Genomic DNA, 14,980 nt, shown 5'->3' with positions numbered 1-14,980 from the left:
TCCATAACTGCGTCACGCGAGGCGTTCCGCTACTTCTATCAGCATAGATGCTGAGTCGTTTGGACTCAGAGCGCTGGCCTTGAGGTAGTCGAACACCGACTCGTAGGTGTGCACCTCTGGCGCTTCTTCCAGGTAGACGGCGCTGGTCATGTTCTCCAGGTACACGATGTCCATGTTGTTGGTTCCCGGGAACCGCAGGATGGTGAACGAACCGGTCAGGGCTGCATGCTCACCAGCCCGGAACGGCAGAACCTGAACCATGACGTTACTTCTCCGGTTTGCGTCGACCAGGTGCCTCAGCTGCTCGGCCCTGACGGCCGCACCGCCTATGTGCTGGCACAGCACGGCCTCACTTACGATCACGGAGAGGTTGAAGTCACTGTCATCAAGGCGTTCTTGGCGCTTGAGCCTGACGGAGACGAGCCGATCAATCTCGTCCGTCGAGTCGCCGGGCCGGAACGCGGTGGTGATCGCTCGCGTGTACGCCTCGGTTTGCAGGAGACCCGGAACAAGGCTCTGTTCGTAGTTCTGCACGCTGCCAGCCTCGGCTTCAAGTCCGATCAGGGTGGCGTACTCGCCGGACAGGACGTTCCCGTACTGCTTCCACCAGCCCTTTTGCTGAGCTTCCCGGCTGAGAGCAAGAAGCGCCTCACGTTCTGGATCGACGATCTCGTACAGGTCAAGAAGGGATCGGAGATCGCGAGGACGGATGCCCCTCCGGCCGGTCTCGATGCGGCTGAGAGATGCGGTGGTCATGTCCATGTGGTCGGCCACCGCCTGCATGGACATTCCGCGTTCGGTTCTCAATCGGCGCAGTTCGGACGCGAGTCGCCGTCTACGCACTGTGGGGCTCGTCTCTGCCGACATCTCGACTCCATGGAAATTACCACTGGAAACTTCCTGTGGAAGCTACCAACGGCAGGGCTTCTGAGGTAACTTCCAAAAGTGTAGGGCTTCACGGCGCCGACCGTTCTCTAAACCCAAGGTGTAGCCAAGGCGGCCAATGGATGGGGTGCGAGTGCTGCCCCTTCTGGTCTGACATGGCCCGTTACGCAAGGGAGGTGTCTCCATGCGCTCCTTCGATCACGATGAGGAACAGTTCGTTCACTTAATGCGATTGTCGTGGGATCTCTCCCGGCTCGGGCTGGGATTGGTCGTGGAGTGGCCACGAAGGCGAGAGCCGTTCATCTCCATCCCTCGGGCGCGGGAGGCGTTGCGGGTGCGGGCCGCCCTAAGAGGCAAGGAATGGATCTTCACATGGGGTCACGGTCGGCGTCAGTGCGTGGCCGCGTACGACGAGGACGCGGTTACGCGGGTCTGGGAGGAGGCGCAGGGATGGAGCGGTTTCTGAGCGAGATGGTTTTCCCCGGCGAAACGTGGGTGGTGCCGGTGGCTCGGCGCATCGTCGCAGCGATCCTCTCGGGCGCAGGTCACCAAGACACGAACAACGCACAGCTCATCGTCAGCGAGTTGGTCTCAAACGCCATTCAGCACACCGCCTCGGGTCTCGGCGGTGGCCTCGTCACGGTGGATGTTGTGAGCGGCGGTGCGAGCCGGGCTCGGATAGAGGTGACCGATGACGGCGCGGACACCGTTCCGCGCCCGCGTTCGCCGGAGAACCTGGATCTGCGCGGCCGGGGTTTGAAGCTCGTCGAGGATGTCTCGACCGCATGGGGACTACGCCGGTTGGGACACTCTCGGCAACTCACCGTCTGGGCGGAGTTCACCACGGCAATAGACACCGTGTGCCTGCACGAGGCAACCAGCGACGAACTGACGCGAGAGATCGGGGTGTGAGTCAGGTGGTCCGATCGGGCTGGCATCCGCCGCGTTGCGAGTCGCCACACGTCCCCGTCGCATCCGAGTACGAGCCGCTGGAGTGGGGGGATCCGCGCGAGGGAGAGTCCGGGGCGCGGGTGTTGCGGTGGACCTGCGACTGTCAGCCAGTCGTATACGAGTTGGTCACGCTCGGCGGAGCGCGTTACATCCGTCGGACCCAGACGCTCAAGGGATCGAAGGTGGTCCACGAAACCGGGCGCTGGAATGACCGCGCTGCGGATGCCATGTGGAGCGCTCTGCTTTTCGGCCACGTTCGATAAAAGGAGACACGGTGAATGGGGGTGGTCAGGTCAAGCGAGGCAATTCAACCCCATCAACTCCAATTCATAGGAGGCGCTGTGCAGAAGGCGGCTATTCTCGATTTCGCATGGTGGGAGGTCTCAGGCAAATGTCAACTCGCCTGTGATCACTGCTATGCCTCATCGGGTCCTGATGGAACCCATGGAACCATGACCGTCACCGACTGGCGACGCGTCATCACGCAGACCCGGGAAGCTGGCGCGACCATGGGCCAGTTCATCGGGGGCGAGCCGACGCTCTACCCGGCGTTGCCCGAACTCGTGCGACACGCGCTCGACAACGGGATGGGCGTCGAGATCTACACCAACCTCGTCCACGTCACACCGGCGATGTGGGAGACCTTCCGCCTGCCGGGCGTCCGGCTCGCGACCTCCTATTACTCGGACCGGGCTGACGAACACGAGGCGATCACCAAGCGTCCCTCCCACAAGGTCACCACGAAGAACATCGCCCGTGCTCGTGAGCTCGGCATTCCGCTTCGCGCGGGTGTGGTCGGCGTACTTGAAGGGCAGCGCAGTCAGCAGGGAATCGCGGTTCTCGAAGATCTCGGGGTCGATGATGTCGGCTACGACGACCTTCGAGAGGTCGGGCGCGGCGTTCGGGAGAACGGGCCGGGCCTCGATCAGCTCTGCGGCAGGTGCGGAGACCAGCAGATCGCCATCTCGCCCACGGGCGAGGTGTGGCCGTGCGTCTTCTCCCGCTGGCTGCCAATCGGCAACGTTCGACGCACGCCGCTCGCCGAGATCCTTGCCAGTCAGCAGTTCGAGGAGACCACGGGTCGGCTTCGGGAAGCCTTCGAGGTAAGGGGCAAGTGCGGGCCGGACGAATGCAATCCAAGGTGCGGCCCGTCATGTAGCCCGGCCTGCTCACCGCAGTCCAAGACCCCGTGCGGGCCACGTCAGGGCTGCAGCCCCTCCTACGGCTCATGTAGCCCGGACAAACGGCTGTGCGACCCTAGCAGGAGCTGCAAGCCCAATCAGTGCCGTCCAACCAAGTAGGGAAAATACTGCGTGACCAGCGAACATCATGAGTCGAGCGGGCAGCGCGCGTTCCTGCGTCGTGTGCTCCGTGAGGGGGCGACGGGGTTGGGCGTGACCCTCACCGGTGATGTGGTGTTCGGCTGGCGCGACCGCACCATTGGATCGGCCGTCACCTCCAGCGGCGGCCGATTCTGGTTGCGTGCCACTGCTGAGCATCACGACTGGACTCAGAGTGAGGCATGGACGGGCAACCTCGACGCGGCCGACATCCAGGGCTTGCCGAAGCCGGAAGTCCTGGCGCGCATGGAGTGGGACGAACCGCCGGTCGGCATCTACGCCGAGCTGATGACCTACGTTCCGGACAAGCCGTGCTCTGCTACATCTGAGCTGCTACAGCCCTTCGCTGCTCCAGACACGTGGTGGGCAGATCTGCGGGCGGCGCTGGACAGGTTGGCTGCGCATCCTACCAACCGGGGCGAACATGCCCCGGACACTGTTGTGGGCAGGCTTGAAGACTTGTACGCGCGCCGTTTGGACTTGCCGAGCCCGACCTTGCGCACTGAGCACACTGATCTGCACTGGGCCAATCTGACCAGCCCACGACTGTGGATTTTGGATTGGGAGTACTGGGGGGCCGCCCCGGCCGGGTACGGTGCGGCGTTGCTCTACTGTCACACCCTCCTTGTGCCTGAAGCGGCTGAGAAGGTGCACGAGGTGTTCGCCGATCTATTGGACACGCCTACCGGCCTTGTCGCTCAGCTCAGCGCCGCAGCTCACATCCTCAGCCGTGGCTATCGTGTGGATGACTACGGCGAGTTGCAACGGCCTGTGCGGGCTCACGCACATCGGCTTTTGGATGAGGCGGAGAGGAGGTAACGGTGCTGTTGACGCGGCTTACGGCTTCACGCCTGCCGGGCGGCTGGTCTGGCGGGCTGCCTCCGGTGCGCCACCTTGTTGAGCATGGGCTGACCTTCACCCGTCCGGTTACCTTCCTGGTGGGCGAGAACGGGTCGGGGAAGTCAACGGTGGTCGAGGCCATTGCCGATGTGTGCGGCATCAACTCTGAAGGCGGTAAGGCGGGAACGAAGTACTCCTCGACGGGTGACCTCACCCCGCTCGGGGAAGTCCTTGACGCCGAACTCACGTCCACGGGGTTGCGGCTGCTGCACGGTCCTCGCACCAAGCGACGTGGATTCTTCTTCCGCGCCGAGACGCTGTTCAACCTCGGGCAGAACGTGTCAGGCATGCATGGCTTCTGGGAAGGCGACCTTGCGGAGCAGTCCCACGGTGAAGGGTTCTTCACTGTGCTCGAACGTATGGTGTCGGGGCCGGGGCTGTATCTGATGGACGAGCCCGAAGCGGCTCTGTCGTTCCAGTCGTGCCTGCGCTTGGTCGCGCTCATGAACCGGGTTGCGGGAGAGGGCGGGCAGATTATCTGCGCGACTCATTCGCCGGTCCTTGCCAGCCTGCCGGGTGCGCAGATCATCGAACTGAACGAGGACGGCATTCATCCGGCAGCGTGGGAGAGCCTTCAATTGGTTGACCACTGGCGGCGGTTCCTTGCCAAGCCGGATTTCTACCTGCGATACGCGCTGGACGTGGACTGAGACGGGAACGGATGGCGGTCGTCAGCCTGCCTGTCCAGGAGTTCGAGCCTGGCGGCGGAGGAGGATGTGCGAACAGAGGAACTTGGGCTCGGTGAGTGAAGCTGGGTACGTCTCGCGGTGGTACGGCCTTCACGTGGTGGTGAGCGGCAGGGCCGGCGGCATGACCGAAGGTCACCCGGAGGGCGAACGAAGTGAGTGCGGCCGGCGCTGACGCGGCGGAAAGTTGATCATGGACGTTCCCGCGGCACCTTCTTGTTGATCTTGAATACTGGACGTTGGGCCATGGAGGGCGGCTGTGCGTGCTGCGGTCGGCGGGGTCGATGGGGGCGGCGGGGCGGCTGGTCGGCGGGCGGCGGGTTGCGCGCGCCGGGTCGTACGGCGCGGGCCGGGACCGGCCCCCAGGCCGCATGCCCGGATCCGCTGGCCGGGCGGCCCGGCGGGCGTCGCCCGCCGGGGTGCGGCGGGGAGCGGGGCCGCCCCTTGATACCCATAAGAATAATTCGGCAACTTGCGAGAGGGGCGGCGGTGGTGATGGCCGCTCGGTGGCGTCGATGTCTAGCACAGGACAGGGTGACGGGCAGCTTTTACTTGTCCGCCGCGCGGGCAAGGGCCAAGGATGGTGAGCCATGAGCGTCGATGACGGCAACGGTCCTGACGAACGGTCCACGGTTTCGATCGGATTGCATGAGGGCTTCATCGTCGCGCGCGCTGTCGGTGACCTCGATTACGCCTCTGCCGGGCCGCTGAAGCAGCAGATCAGGGAGGCGTGGGCGATGACGCAGTCGGGCGGGCTGGTGGTGGATCTGAGCGGGCTGACGTTCTGCGATTCGATGGGTGTCGGCGTGCTGGTGCTGCTGCTGCGCCAGAGTCGGGAACAGCAGAGCACCTTGGTGTTGTCGGGCATGCCGCCCCATCTGGAGCGCGTCTTGGACATCACTGGCCTGCTGACCGCGTTCCAGGTGGAGGCGTCGGTGGAGGAGGCCATTCAGGTCGTTCAGGCTGGACCTCGACCAGCAGCCGAGCAGTCTCCCGACGAGCGCGGCCCCGCCTGAGCCGCGACAGCGGCTCAGACCGGGACGACCCCACCGCGCAAGCGTAACCATCCCGAGCGGGATCCGGGAACTTACTTGCCGATGTGACCGACACAATTGCTTCCCCGTAAGTGTGACGTAGATCACACTGAATCCCTTATCGCGGCCGTGAACAGTAGATCATTAGGGTTAATGCCGCGTATGGGTCCACATTCGGGAGTGGATGTGTGTGCTTATCGCGCGCTTTAGGGCGTTCTCGCCCTTCTTTGCGGGCGTCCGCAATCGCCGTAATGGTGCTTTGAGCTGCGGGAATAAAGGAACTCGCGGGGTACATGGTTCGTTACTCAGAGGTAGGAACTGTTCGACGGCCTCAGGGAGTTAGATGGCTCTACAAGGTGCGATTCCTGTTTCGCATGAGATGGTGTTCCCGCACGGCTGCTATGTCGTGGGGGAGATCTCCCCAGTGCTGGACTTCGATGCGTCCACCAAGGACCGTCACGTCGCGGCGCGGGACAAGGTGTCGGGTGAGCTGATGTGGGCGGTGCCGGTGATGGACGCCGACCCGTCGCTCAAGGCGTCCGTCAAGGCGGTCGCAGTCAAGATCGTATCCGGGGTTGAGCCGAAGATTCCCGCTCCCCCGGCTGGAATGGCGGGGCTGCCGTTCGTCCCTGTCGTGTTCGACGGGTTGACGGTGACTCCGTACGTCAACGGGCAGGGCCGTATGGCCTACTCGTTCAAGGCCACGGGCCTGCATGCCGCGCCGGAGCAAGGCGCGAAGCCGGGTCGGGGCGGCGTGAAGGACACCGTCTGATGACCGGCGCGAAGATGCTCGCCTGCGGGGCGGGTGTGCGTCCGGGGCGGGCCTTGGTGGTCCTGCCCTGTGGGAGGGGGGCCGGGCCGTCCACGGTGGCGGCGTGGCATAGATCGGGCGGCCGTTCGTCCGGCGTCTGTGCGGGGCTGATCCCCGCCTAACACTGCCGCTCGGCGGTACCGGCGCGTTGGTGGGTGCCGGTGGTGTGCTGAGGGCTGCGTATCCGCGCTGCGCTGATTCGCGCGGGTCCTTTTCCGTGGTCAGGCTGGCGGCTCTGTCTTGGCGTGTGCCGGGGCGGGGCGGCGCTGTCCGCGTCCCCTCTGACATGCGCGATCCGCTGTCTGAGGGGGTCATCTTCCACACCCAGGGGAGAACCATCATGTTCAAGCTGTCCACACTGCTGGCCGTCGGCGTCCTGGCCGGTGTGCTGGGGCCGGTATCGATGGCGGGCCCGGCCACCGCACACAGCACCGCGCACGCCACGGGGAGTGGCACGGCGGGGAGCGCCGTCCGTAAGTCGGCGTCGGCCTGCTGGCGGCTCCAGGTCATGGGGGGCCGGGTCGGGGTCCGGAAGTACCCGTTCTTCAACGCCGCGATCCTGGACACGGTACGGCGCGGGACCGTTCTGACGAGTTGCACGCTCGTCCACCCCAACGGGCCGTACCACGCGCCCAAGTGCGGGCGTGGCGGCTACGACTGGTACAAGGTCATCTCCGGTCGTCGGACCTTCGGCGGAAGCCTGTTCGGCTACGTGCCCGCGTCCTGTGTGCGGGAGCTGCCGGTATCAGCGGTTCCGGCCGCCACTCACAGCAGTGCGCGTCACGTGACGCACCTGGCGGCGATGAGGTGTCCGAAGCTCCTGGTCACCGGGCGGAAGGTCGCCATCCGGGACTTCCCGAACAAGCGAATCATCCGGGTCGTCAAGCGCGGGACTCTCATTGAGGGGGTCTGCTCGCTCATCGGCAACGACTGGTCGCGCTACGCCAACCGCAAGTGCGGGCGGGCTGGCCGGGACTGGCACCAGGTCATCTCTGGCCGGATCGTCAACGGAAGCAAGTACGGCTACGTACCCGCCACCTGCGTGCGTGAGATCTAGCGGGGTCACGCACCACTGATCAGGCATCCCGACCGGTGAGCGGCGGGAGTGACGAGGCCGGCGGAATGGCCGAAGGCCACCCGTAGGGCGAGCGTGAGCGAGTTCCGCCGGCCTCGTCACGGCACCTGCGTTGACCTGGCCAGATGTATGGCCTGCGCGTCCGCTACCGATGGGCGCGTGATCTGACGGGGCTGCCCGGTGATCGATATCAACCGGGCTGCTCCGGCCCTTCCCTCCTTGAAAGGTGCGTGGTTCGGTGCTTCGCAAACTTCCTGGTGATCAGGTCGAAAACGTCGTCTCTACCCGTCCGGACACCTCGATTCATTACCGGCCCGTCGTGGTGCGGACGCCGGGCATCGTCTTCCTCATCGGTCATCTGTCCAAGGTCATCACTTCCTTGGTGCGCCTGGTGTGGCGGCATCCGGTGGCCTGCGTCCTGGCCGCCGAGTTGGGGGCGGGGCTGTACTTCTTCGGCTGGAAGGCCACGCTGTCAGGGCTGGCGGTGGTGGTGTTCCTGCTGGCGTGCTGGTGGTCGCTGTGGCGCGCTTCCTTCGATGCGTGGGTGCGCTGGCCGGTGGTGAGCTGGCTGCGGTGGATGGGCGTGTACCGGCGTCGCTGGCGCGGGGTGATGGCGGTCTCCGGGCTGGGGCATTCGGTCGGCGGGCGGGGGTTCCTGCCGGATCTGGTCAAGGTCCGGTCCGGGCCGTGGGCCGACAGGGTCACGGTCAAGATGCTGGGCGGTCAGTCCGATGAGGACTGGGCCACCAAGGGCGGCAACCTCGCGCATGGGTTCGGCGCGGTCTCGTGCCGGATGGTGGTGCTTCGGCCGGGTTGGCTGCTGCTGTTCTTCCCGCGTAAGGACGCGCTCGCCGTGCCGTTGGCGGCGTTGCCGTATCCGGTTCACACGAGCGTGCGCAAGGTGGAGATCGGGCTGGATGAGACCGGGCGGCGGTACTGGCTCAAGGTGCATGGCACGCATGTGCTGATCGCGGGCGGGACCGGGTCGGGCAAGGGCTCGTGGCTGTGGAGCATTGTGCGCGGGCTGCTGCCCGCCGTCGCCGAAGGGCTGGCCGAGCTGTGGGCGCTGGATCCCAAAGTGATGGAGCTGTCTTACGGTCAGACGCTGTTTCACCGGTATGCCTCCTCGGCAACGGCATGCGCACTGCTGCTGGAGCAAGCGGTGGAGGTGATGCAGGAACGCGCCGGGCGGTATGCGGGAGTTCGCCGTGATCACGAGCCGACCACGCGGGATCCGTTCATTTTGGTGATCGTGGATGAGGTGGCGTTCCTGACCGCCTACCAGCCGGATCGCAACCTCAGGTCGCGGATCATGTCGGCGCTGTCCACGCTCACCACGCAAGGCCGGGCCGTGGGGGTCGGGGTGGTGGCGGCGTTGCAGGACCCGCGCAAGGACGTGCTGTCCATCCGCAATCTGTTCCCCGATCGGGTGGCGCTGCGGCTGGATGAGGCCGAACAGGTGGACATGGTCCTCGGGGACGGGGCGCGGGACCGGGGTGCGCTGGCCGATCAGATCCCCCGCGACCCTGACAATCCGCAGGTCGGTTCCGGTATCGGGTTCGTCCGGCTGGAGAACAACCCGACCCCGGTCCGGGTTCGGGCGGCCTACGTCAGCGACGCCGACATCAAGGACATGGAAGGCCGCTATGGGATCGAGGGGGCGGTGTGAGGTACGAGGAACGGCTGTGGGGGCTGCGCTGTAGCGCTTGCGGGGAGGAAGACGCGCTCGTGCTGGATGTGTCGGCGGGGGTCGTGGAATGCCGGGCGTGTCAGGCGCGGGCCTGGACCGATGGTCTGGCCGACCACGACCACGACCACGACAGCGACGGTGAGGACTTCGGCGGGGAGTCCGGCGACGGGTTCGACGGGGAGAGGGGGGTTGCTTGACGGAGGCTGCGGCTGGCGGGCCGTGTGCGTTGGTGGGTACACGGCTCGTCACTCCGGATGTGGCTGCGCTGGTCGCGATCGAGAACGGGGTGTGCGTGCGTCCGGTGCCCATGCGGGTGCTGGACACGGCGACCGGCCGGAGCCGGATCGTGTCGGTGGCGTGCGGGGCGCGGCTGGAGAGCGCCTGCCCATCGTGCGCGAAGCGGATTCGGCAAGCTCGAATGGCTCAGTGCCGGGAGGGCTGGCACCTGGAGGAGGAACCGGAGAGCGGCCCTGACGGGGACGGGGACGGGGAGCCGGTTGAGGGCTCTGCCGGCCGATTCATGATCGACTCCGCGGGAGAGGGGGAGACGCAGCCCGGGGCCGGGGGTCGGCGGGTGCGTTCGACGCGGCGGCGGCAAGACGCGCCGAAGCTGCCCAAGCGCGACAAGAGCGGGGGGACGCTGGGGCGGACGTTCACCTCTGATGGCGGGAAGGTGTATCGGCCGTCGCTGTTCGTCACGCTGACGCTGCCGTCTTATGGGCGGGTGCGGGCGGGGGTGCCGGTAGATCGTGACGGCTACGACTACGCGCGGGCGGCGCGGGATGCGTTGCACTTCTCCAAGCTGGTGGACCGGTTCGTGCAGAACCTTCGCCGGGTCGCGGGGTGGGAGGTGCAGTACTTCGCGGTGGTGGAGTTTCAGAAGCGGCTTGCGCCGCATCTTCACATGGCGGTGCGGGGCACGTTGCCGCGTGCGGAGCTGCGTCAGGTGATCGAGGCCACGTATCACCAGGTGTGGTGGCCCTCGGTTGATCGGGTCGTCTATGAGGCGGGTCGGCTGCCGGTGTGGGTGAAGGGCGTGGGTTACGTCGATGCGGAGACCGGTGAGGTTCTGACGACGTGGGATGAGGCGCTGGATCGGCTGGCTGAGGATCGCGATGCTGTGCCGCTGCATGTGGCGCGGTTCGGGAGTCAGGCCGATATCCGGGGGGTGCTGGCTGGGACGCGGGATGCCGATCAGTGCATCCGGTACCTGTCCAAGTACCTGACCAAGAGTCTGGGTGCGGATGCGGTAGATGCGGTTGGGGCCAAGGGGCGGGCTCGGCGGGCGCATGCGGCGCGGTTGCTGGAGGCGTTGCGGTTCGAGCCGTGTTCGCCGGGGTGTGCGAACTGGCTGCGGTATGGGGTGCAGCCGAAGGACGCCAAGGCGGGCATGGTGCCGGGTCGATGCCGGGGCAAGGCGCACCGTCCGGAACACCTCGGTTACGGGGGGCGGCGGGTGCTGGTGTCGCGTCGGTGGTCGGGCCGGACGCTGGGGGCGCATGTGCGGGATCGGCGGGCCTGGGTGCTGGAGGCGCTGGGCATCACCGATGAGGCGGTGCAGGACGATCCGGGCCGGTATATCTGGGCTCTGGCCAGTGCGAGCGATCAGGATGTAGCGCCGTTGCATGTGCGGGTGCTGGTGCTGGTGGCCGAACGGCAGCGGTGGAGACGCAGGCAGGCTGCGGGAGCAGGAGACGGGAGCGATACGAGCGAAGGACCGGGGAGCGTGCGGGAAGGGGTGGGGCGATGACGGAGACGCAGCTACCGCTGTTCGACCTGGAGGAGATGAGCCCGGCATGCGGGGCGGCGGGTCCGGTCCCGGAGGAGGGGCGCTCTCAGGGAGGCAGCGCCGAAGGCACCACTTCTGTCTGTCTTGAGGAGGCGGGAGAGCAGGTGCGGCGGTCAGCCACAACGGACGCTGGGGCGGGTGGGCGGGACGCCGACAGCGCGGGGCAGGGGGCGCCCCGGGCTGATGATCTTGGCCGGGGGGACGGAAGCCGGGCGGGCAAGCCTCGGCGGGGTAACCAGCGCGCCCGGGATGGCTCGGGGGGTGTCTCCCCGGCGCTGCTGGCTGCGGTGCGTGATCAGGCGACGCGCGATGCTCAGGCCGCTTCTGCGGCTGACCGGGAAGAGCGCAACCGGGCGTTGACAGGGCTGGTGGTTCACCTGCGGAAGACGGGACGTCAGGGGTCCTGATGAGGGCAAAGCCCCGGATCATGTCGGCGGGTCCGGGGCTCGGTGAGGTCTGCGGCAGTGGGGCTGAGCTGCTACTTGCCGATGATGGTGATGCAGTCGGCGGGGTAGCTGGCGGGAGTCCATCGCCCCTTACGGGGGAGCGCGTGAATCATGACGTGTTCGATGTAGCGGCGGCCGATCGCCGCGCGGGCCTCGATGGTGGCGGGGGTCTCGTCCAGCCATGTGGCGATCAGTTCGTCTTTGCTGGTGGTGATCACCTTCTCTTTGGAGATCTCCTCTCCAAGCTGGCGCTTGAAGTCGTCGATCTCTAGCCGCAGTTCGCGCATGGATCGCCCGGCGTCGGCGAACGTGTAGCCGGGGATGCTGGGGTCCTTGGCGGTCTTCAGCGCCTCGTCTATCAGCGCTTCCCGGTCGCTGATCTCCTTCTTCAGCCGCTCGACTTGGGCGACGTCCACTGCTTCGGTTGCGGTGGTGGCGTACTCCTCTTCGATGCGGGCGATGACGTAGGCGTTGATCAAACCGTCCACCCATGCCTTGTTGCGGCCCATCTTCCCGCAACCACCGATGCCCTTGGCGCACACGTACATGTCTTGGCGGGAGCCTCCGGGCTGCTTGACGCGCATCTTGGCCGCGCACCGTCCGCAGATGATCAATCCGCTGTTCTTGTGCTTCCGCGCTCCCTGGCCGGGCTTGGCAAGTGCGGGATTGGAGCGGCGGCGCTTGCCTTGGCGGTTCGCGTTGCCTTGCTCTCTCTCGATCATCGGGAACTTGGTGGAGAGCTTTTCCCACTTTTCGACTGAGATGATGGCGGGCCATGTTCCTGCGCCAATGATCTTGTCCGCGTGGGCGACGAGACCGGCCCGCTTGGGTGCGAGTAGCGTTGCCTTGACCTCGTCACGGGTCCGCCACGGGGTGCCGTTGAGCCGGTGGAACCCTTCGGCGTTCCAATAGTCCATGATCGCGGTCCAGCCCGCGTCGTTGAGGGCCATGTCCGCGCCGTCGTTGAGGTACTTGACCGCTCTCGGGTCGCGGTGGGTCATGTAGCCGATGCCTCGGGCGGGGTCGGGTGGCAGGTATCCCAGGATGGGGCCACCCCCGTGCGGTAGGCCGTGTTCGCGGCGCTCCTCGTGCTTGCGCGTCACCCGTTCCCCGATGCGCTCGGCCTCGGCAGCGTCGGCAGCGGCCAGAATCCGGCCCAACATCCGCCCGTCCGCCGTGGTCAGATCGATGTGCCCGGACTTCACCGACACCAGGCGGACAGAGGTGGCCTCCACGGTCTTGATCACGCCTTCGTACTCGGCGGGCCTGCGTGTGAGCCGTGAGTTGGTGTAATACGCGATCAAGTCCAGCTCGCCGCTGTTGGCGTCGGTCATCAACCGGTCGTAGTCCGGACGGGGCTTCTTGGAGCGGGTAGACGCCCCGATGTCGTTGTCGCAGTAGCGGCGGACTTCGGTCGCGCCTGCCTCTATGGCCTTCTTCAGCACGTCGCCGTCTTGCCGCTTGACTCCAAGCTCCAGGCCCTCATCGTCGTCGGAGATACGCAGATAGATGCCCGCGACGCACGGAGGAACGGACGCGGGCGGAGCGTCCTCGTCGTTGAGCGGCCAGACTTTGACGCCGCCTCCGACCAGGGGGTTTTGCTTCTCCGTCACTAATCTACTCCCCTCTGTAACTGCCTTAGGGGTCCTACTCTAGTTGTCGGCAAGACGACGACCGTGCGCATCCTGGCCACCCTGCTCCGCCCGGACGGCGGCCGGGCCGAGGTCGCCGGGCTCGACGTGGTGCGCGACGCGGCGCGGCTGCGCTTCCGCATCGGCCTGGCCGGACAGCACGCCGCCGTGGACGAGCTGCTGACCGGCCGGCGCAACCTGGAGCTGTTCGGCCGCCTCTACCACCTGTCCAGGGCCAGGGCCAGGAGCAGGGCCGACGAGCTGCTGGAACGGTTCGGGCTGGCCGAGGCCGGGCGGCGGCTGGTCAGGACGTACTCGGGCGGGATGCGGCGGCGGCTCGACCTGGCCGCGAGCCTGATCGTCGCGCCGCCCGTGCTGTTCATGGACGAGCCGACCGCCGGCCTCGACCCGCGCAGCCGCCTCCAGCTCTGGCAGGCCCTGCGCGACCTGGTCAGCGAGGGCACCACGCTGCTGCTGACCACCCAGTACCTCGACGAGGCCGACCACCTCGCCGACCAGGTCGTGGTGCTGCGCGAGGGCAGGGTCGCGGCGGCGGGCTCCCCCGGCGCGCTCAAGAAGCAGGTCGGCGGCGACCGCGTCCAGATCGTCTTCCGCGAGCCCGGAGACGTGGAGACGGGCCTCAGGACGCTCGGGCTCGGGGCCCGGCTCGGGGCCGGGCTGGTGCCGGAGCCGGGCGGGACGCGGGTGACGCTGCCGGCTCCCGACGGGGCGCAGTCGCTCGTCCGCGTCGCCCGCGCCCTGGACGCGGCCGGGATCGCCGTCGAGGACCTCGCGCTCCGCCGTCCGACCCTCGACGAGGTCTTCCTCCGCCTGACCGCCTGACCGCCTGACCGCCCGACAGCCTGCCCCCTGACAGGAGCCACGAGCATGAACCTGCGCTGGACCGTCAGCGACTCCCTGACCATCGCGGGCCGCACGTACTCGCGATGGCGGGCCCAACCGGGAGAGATCGCCGGTTTCCTGGTGTTCCCCATCCTCATGACCGTGCTGTTCGGGTACGTCTTCGGCAGCGCGATCACCCTCCCCGGCGGCGGCGACTACCGCGACTTCCTCATGCCGGGCATCTTCATGCAGGTCATGGCCATGACGGCGACCGCGGCCGCCACCGCCGTGGGCGAGGACATGGAACGCGGGATCATCGACAGGTTCCGCGCGCAGCCCATCGCCCGCAGCGCCGTGCTCATCGGGCGCAGCGTGGCCGACCTGTCGATGCACCTGATGTCGCTGGCCGCGATGGTGGCGGCGGCCGTGTTCCTGGCCGGATGGCGTCCGCACGGCTCGCCGGGCCGGACGGCGGCGGCGTTCGGGCTGCTGGCGCTGTTCGGCCTGGCGATGATCTGGGTGGGCACCTACATCGGCCTGTACGTGCGCAGCGGCGCGCAGGCCGACGCCGCCACGTTCGGCTGGTTGTTCCCGATGACCTTCCTGGCCAACACGTTCGTGCCCACCGAGGGACTGCCCGCCTGGCTGCGGCCGGTGGCCGACTGGAACCCGATGAGCGCGACCGTGGCCGCCGCCCGTCTCCTGTTCGGCAACCCCACCTCGGCGGGCTCGGTCTGGCCGCTGCGGCATCCGGTCGCGGCGAGCCTGCTGTGGTCGGTGGCGCTCATCGCGATCTTCGCCCCGCTGGCGACCCACCGGTACCGCACGTCCAGCCGGTGACCGGAAAGGGCCGGTGAACAGCGGAGGGCCGCCCGGCGGAGGGTGTTCCGCCGGACGGC

General features: G+C 67.0%; 13 protein-coding genes and 1 pseudogene. 12 read left to right on the top strand and 2 right to left on the bottom strand.

The window, feature by feature from the left end; translation table 11 throughout:
- Positions 1 to 12: 12 nt before the first annotated feature.
- Positions 13 to 867, bottom strand: a complete 855-nt coding sequence (locus tag ACIA8R_RS05150) for a helix-turn-helix domain-containing protein (RefSeq protein WP_397036677.1) — start codon at positions 865 to 867, stop codon at positions 13 to 15.
- A gap of 468 nt (positions 868 to 1,335) precedes the next feature.
- Between ACIA8R_RS05150 and ACIA8R_RS05145 the strand changes: the two genes are divergently transcribed.
- From ACIA8R_RS05145 to ACIA8R_RS05100, 10 genes are all read left to right on the top strand, one after another.
- Positions 1,336 to 1,797 (top strand): ATP-binding protein, encoded by a 462-nt coding sequence (locus tag ACIA8R_RS05145; protein WP_397036675.1) that lies wholly within the window; start codon positions 1,336 to 1,338, stop codon positions 1,795 to 1,797.
- Between the two features lie 380 nt (positions 1,798 to 2,177).
- The gene (locus ACIA8R_RS05140; RefSeq protein WP_397036673.1) at positions 2,178 to 3,137 is read left to right on the top strand and encodes a radical SAM protein; all 960 of its coding nucleotides are present in this window, start codon (positions 2,178 to 2,180) and stop codon (positions 3,135 to 3,137) included.
- A 12-nt stretch (positions 3,138 to 3,149) separates the two neighbouring features.
- Positions 3,150 to 3,995 carry an aminoglycoside phosphotransferase gene (locus ACIA8R_RS05135; protein WP_397036671.1) on the top strand — a complete coding sequence of 282 codons (846 nt, stop codon included), beginning with the start codon at positions 3,150 to 3,152 and terminating at the stop codon, positions 3,993 to 3,995.
- Positions 3,996 to 3,997: 2 nt separating this feature from the next.
- A complete protein-coding gene (locus tag ACIA8R_RS05130) occupies positions 3,998 to 4,726 on the top strand; it encodes an AAA family ATPase (protein WP_397036669.1) in 729 nt (242 codons plus the stop codon).
- 626 nt (positions 4,727 to 5,352) lie between these two features.
- On the top strand, positions 5,353 to 5,778 hold the full coding sequence (locus ACIA8R_RS05125) for an STAS domain-containing protein (protein WP_397036667.1): 426 nt from the start codon (positions 5,353 to 5,355) through the stop codon (positions 5,776 to 5,778).
- A gap of 361 nt (positions 5,779 to 6,139) precedes the next feature.
- Positions 6,140 to 6,568: a plasmid replication, integration and excision activator gene (locus ACIA8R_RS05120; RefSeq protein WP_397036665.1), complete on the top strand. Its 429-nt coding sequence runs from the start codon at positions 6,140 to 6,142 to the stop codon at positions 6,566 to 6,568.
- Positions 6,569 to 6,947: 379 nt separating this feature from the next.
- Positions 6,948 to 7,664 (top strand): hypothetical protein, encoded by a 717-nt coding sequence (locus ACIA8R_RS05115; RefSeq protein WP_397036663.1) that lies wholly within the window; start codon positions 6,948 to 6,950, stop codon positions 7,662 to 7,664.
- A gap of 256 nt (positions 7,665 to 7,920) precedes the next feature.
- The gene (locus ACIA8R_RS05110) at positions 7,921 to 9,351 is read left to right on the top strand and encodes an FtsK/SpoIIIE domain-containing protein (RefSeq protein WP_397036661.1); all 1,431 of its coding nucleotides are present in this window, start codon (positions 7,921 to 7,923) and stop codon (positions 9,349 to 9,351) included.
- On the top strand, positions 9,348 to 9,569 hold the full coding sequence (locus tag ACIA8R_RS05105; protein WP_397036659.1) for a hypothetical protein: 222 nt from the start codon (positions 9,348 to 9,350) through the stop codon (positions 9,567 to 9,569). Before ACIA8R_RS05110 ends, ACIA8R_RS05105 begins: the two co-directional genes overlap by 4 nt.
- Positions 9,570 to 9,628: 59 nt before the next feature.
- Positions 9,629 to 11,122 carry a replication initiator gene (locus tag ACIA8R_RS05100; RefSeq protein WP_397036657.1) on the top strand — a complete coding sequence of 498 codons (1,494 nt, stop codon included), beginning with the start codon at positions 9,629 to 9,631 and terminating at the stop codon, positions 11,120 to 11,122.
- Between the two features lie 517 nt (positions 11,123 to 11,639).
- On the opposite strand, the gene ACIA8R_RS05095 is transcribed toward ACIA8R_RS05100, so the two are convergent.
- Positions 11,640 to 13,220, bottom strand: coding sequence for a recombinase family protein (locus tag ACIA8R_RS05095; RefSeq protein ID WP_397036655.1), 1,581 nt, complete (start codon positions 13,218 to 13,220; stop codon positions 11,640 to 11,642).
- Positions 13,221 to 13,277: 57 nt separating this feature from the next.
- Here ACIA8R_RS05095 and ACIA8R_RS05090 point away from each other — a divergent pair.
- Both ACIA8R_RS05090 and ACIA8R_RS05085 read left to right on the top strand, forming a co-directional pair.
- Positions 13,278 to 14,081: pseudogene (locus ACIA8R_RS05090) on the top strand (ATP-binding cassette domain-containing protein); the annotation flags it as partial.
- 45 nt (positions 14,082 to 14,126) lie between these two features.
- The gene (locus tag ACIA8R_RS05085; protein ID WP_364090082.1) at positions 14,127 to 14,921 is read left to right on the top strand and encodes an ABC transporter permease; all 795 of its coding nucleotides are present in this window, start codon (positions 14,127 to 14,129) and stop codon (positions 14,919 to 14,921) included.
- The last annotated feature ends 59 nt before the right edge of the window (positions 14,922 to 14,980 follow it).

Source organism: Nonomuraea sp. NPDC051191, from assembly GCF_044455665.1.
Taxonomy (GTDB): domain Bacteria; phylum Actinomycetota; class Actinomycetes; order Streptosporangiales; family Streptosporangiaceae; genus Nonomuraea.
Note: the sequence above shows the minus strand (reverse complement) of the source record. Positions and strands in the feature narration are given on the sequence as shown.

Bases quoted from the DNA above. Each gene is read 5' to 3' on its own strand.
- ACIA8R_RS05085 (WP_364090082.1), top strand. From the start codon at position 14,127: ATGAACCTGCGCTGGACCGTCAGCGACTCCCTGACCATCGCGGGCCGC.
- ACIA8R_RS05150 (WP_397036677.1), bottom strand. From the start codon at position 867: ATGTCGGCAGAGACGAGCCCCACAGTGCGTAGACGGCGACTCGCGTCC.
- ACIA8R_RS05145 (WP_397036675.1), top strand. From the start codon at position 1,336: ATGGAGCGGTTTCTGAGCGAGATGGTTTTCCCCGGCGAAACGTGGGTG.
- ACIA8R_RS05120 (WP_397036665.1), top strand. From the start codon at position 6,140: ATGGCTCTACAAGGTGCGATTCCTGTTTCGCATGAGATGGTGTTCCCG.
- ACIA8R_RS05115 (WP_397036663.1), top strand. From the start codon at position 6,948: ATGTTCAAGCTGTCCACACTGCTGGCCGTCGGCGTCCTGGCCGGTGTG.
- ACIA8R_RS05125 (WP_397036667.1), top strand. From the start codon at position 5,353: ATGAGCGTCGATGACGGCAACGGTCCTGACGAACGGTCCACGGTTTCG.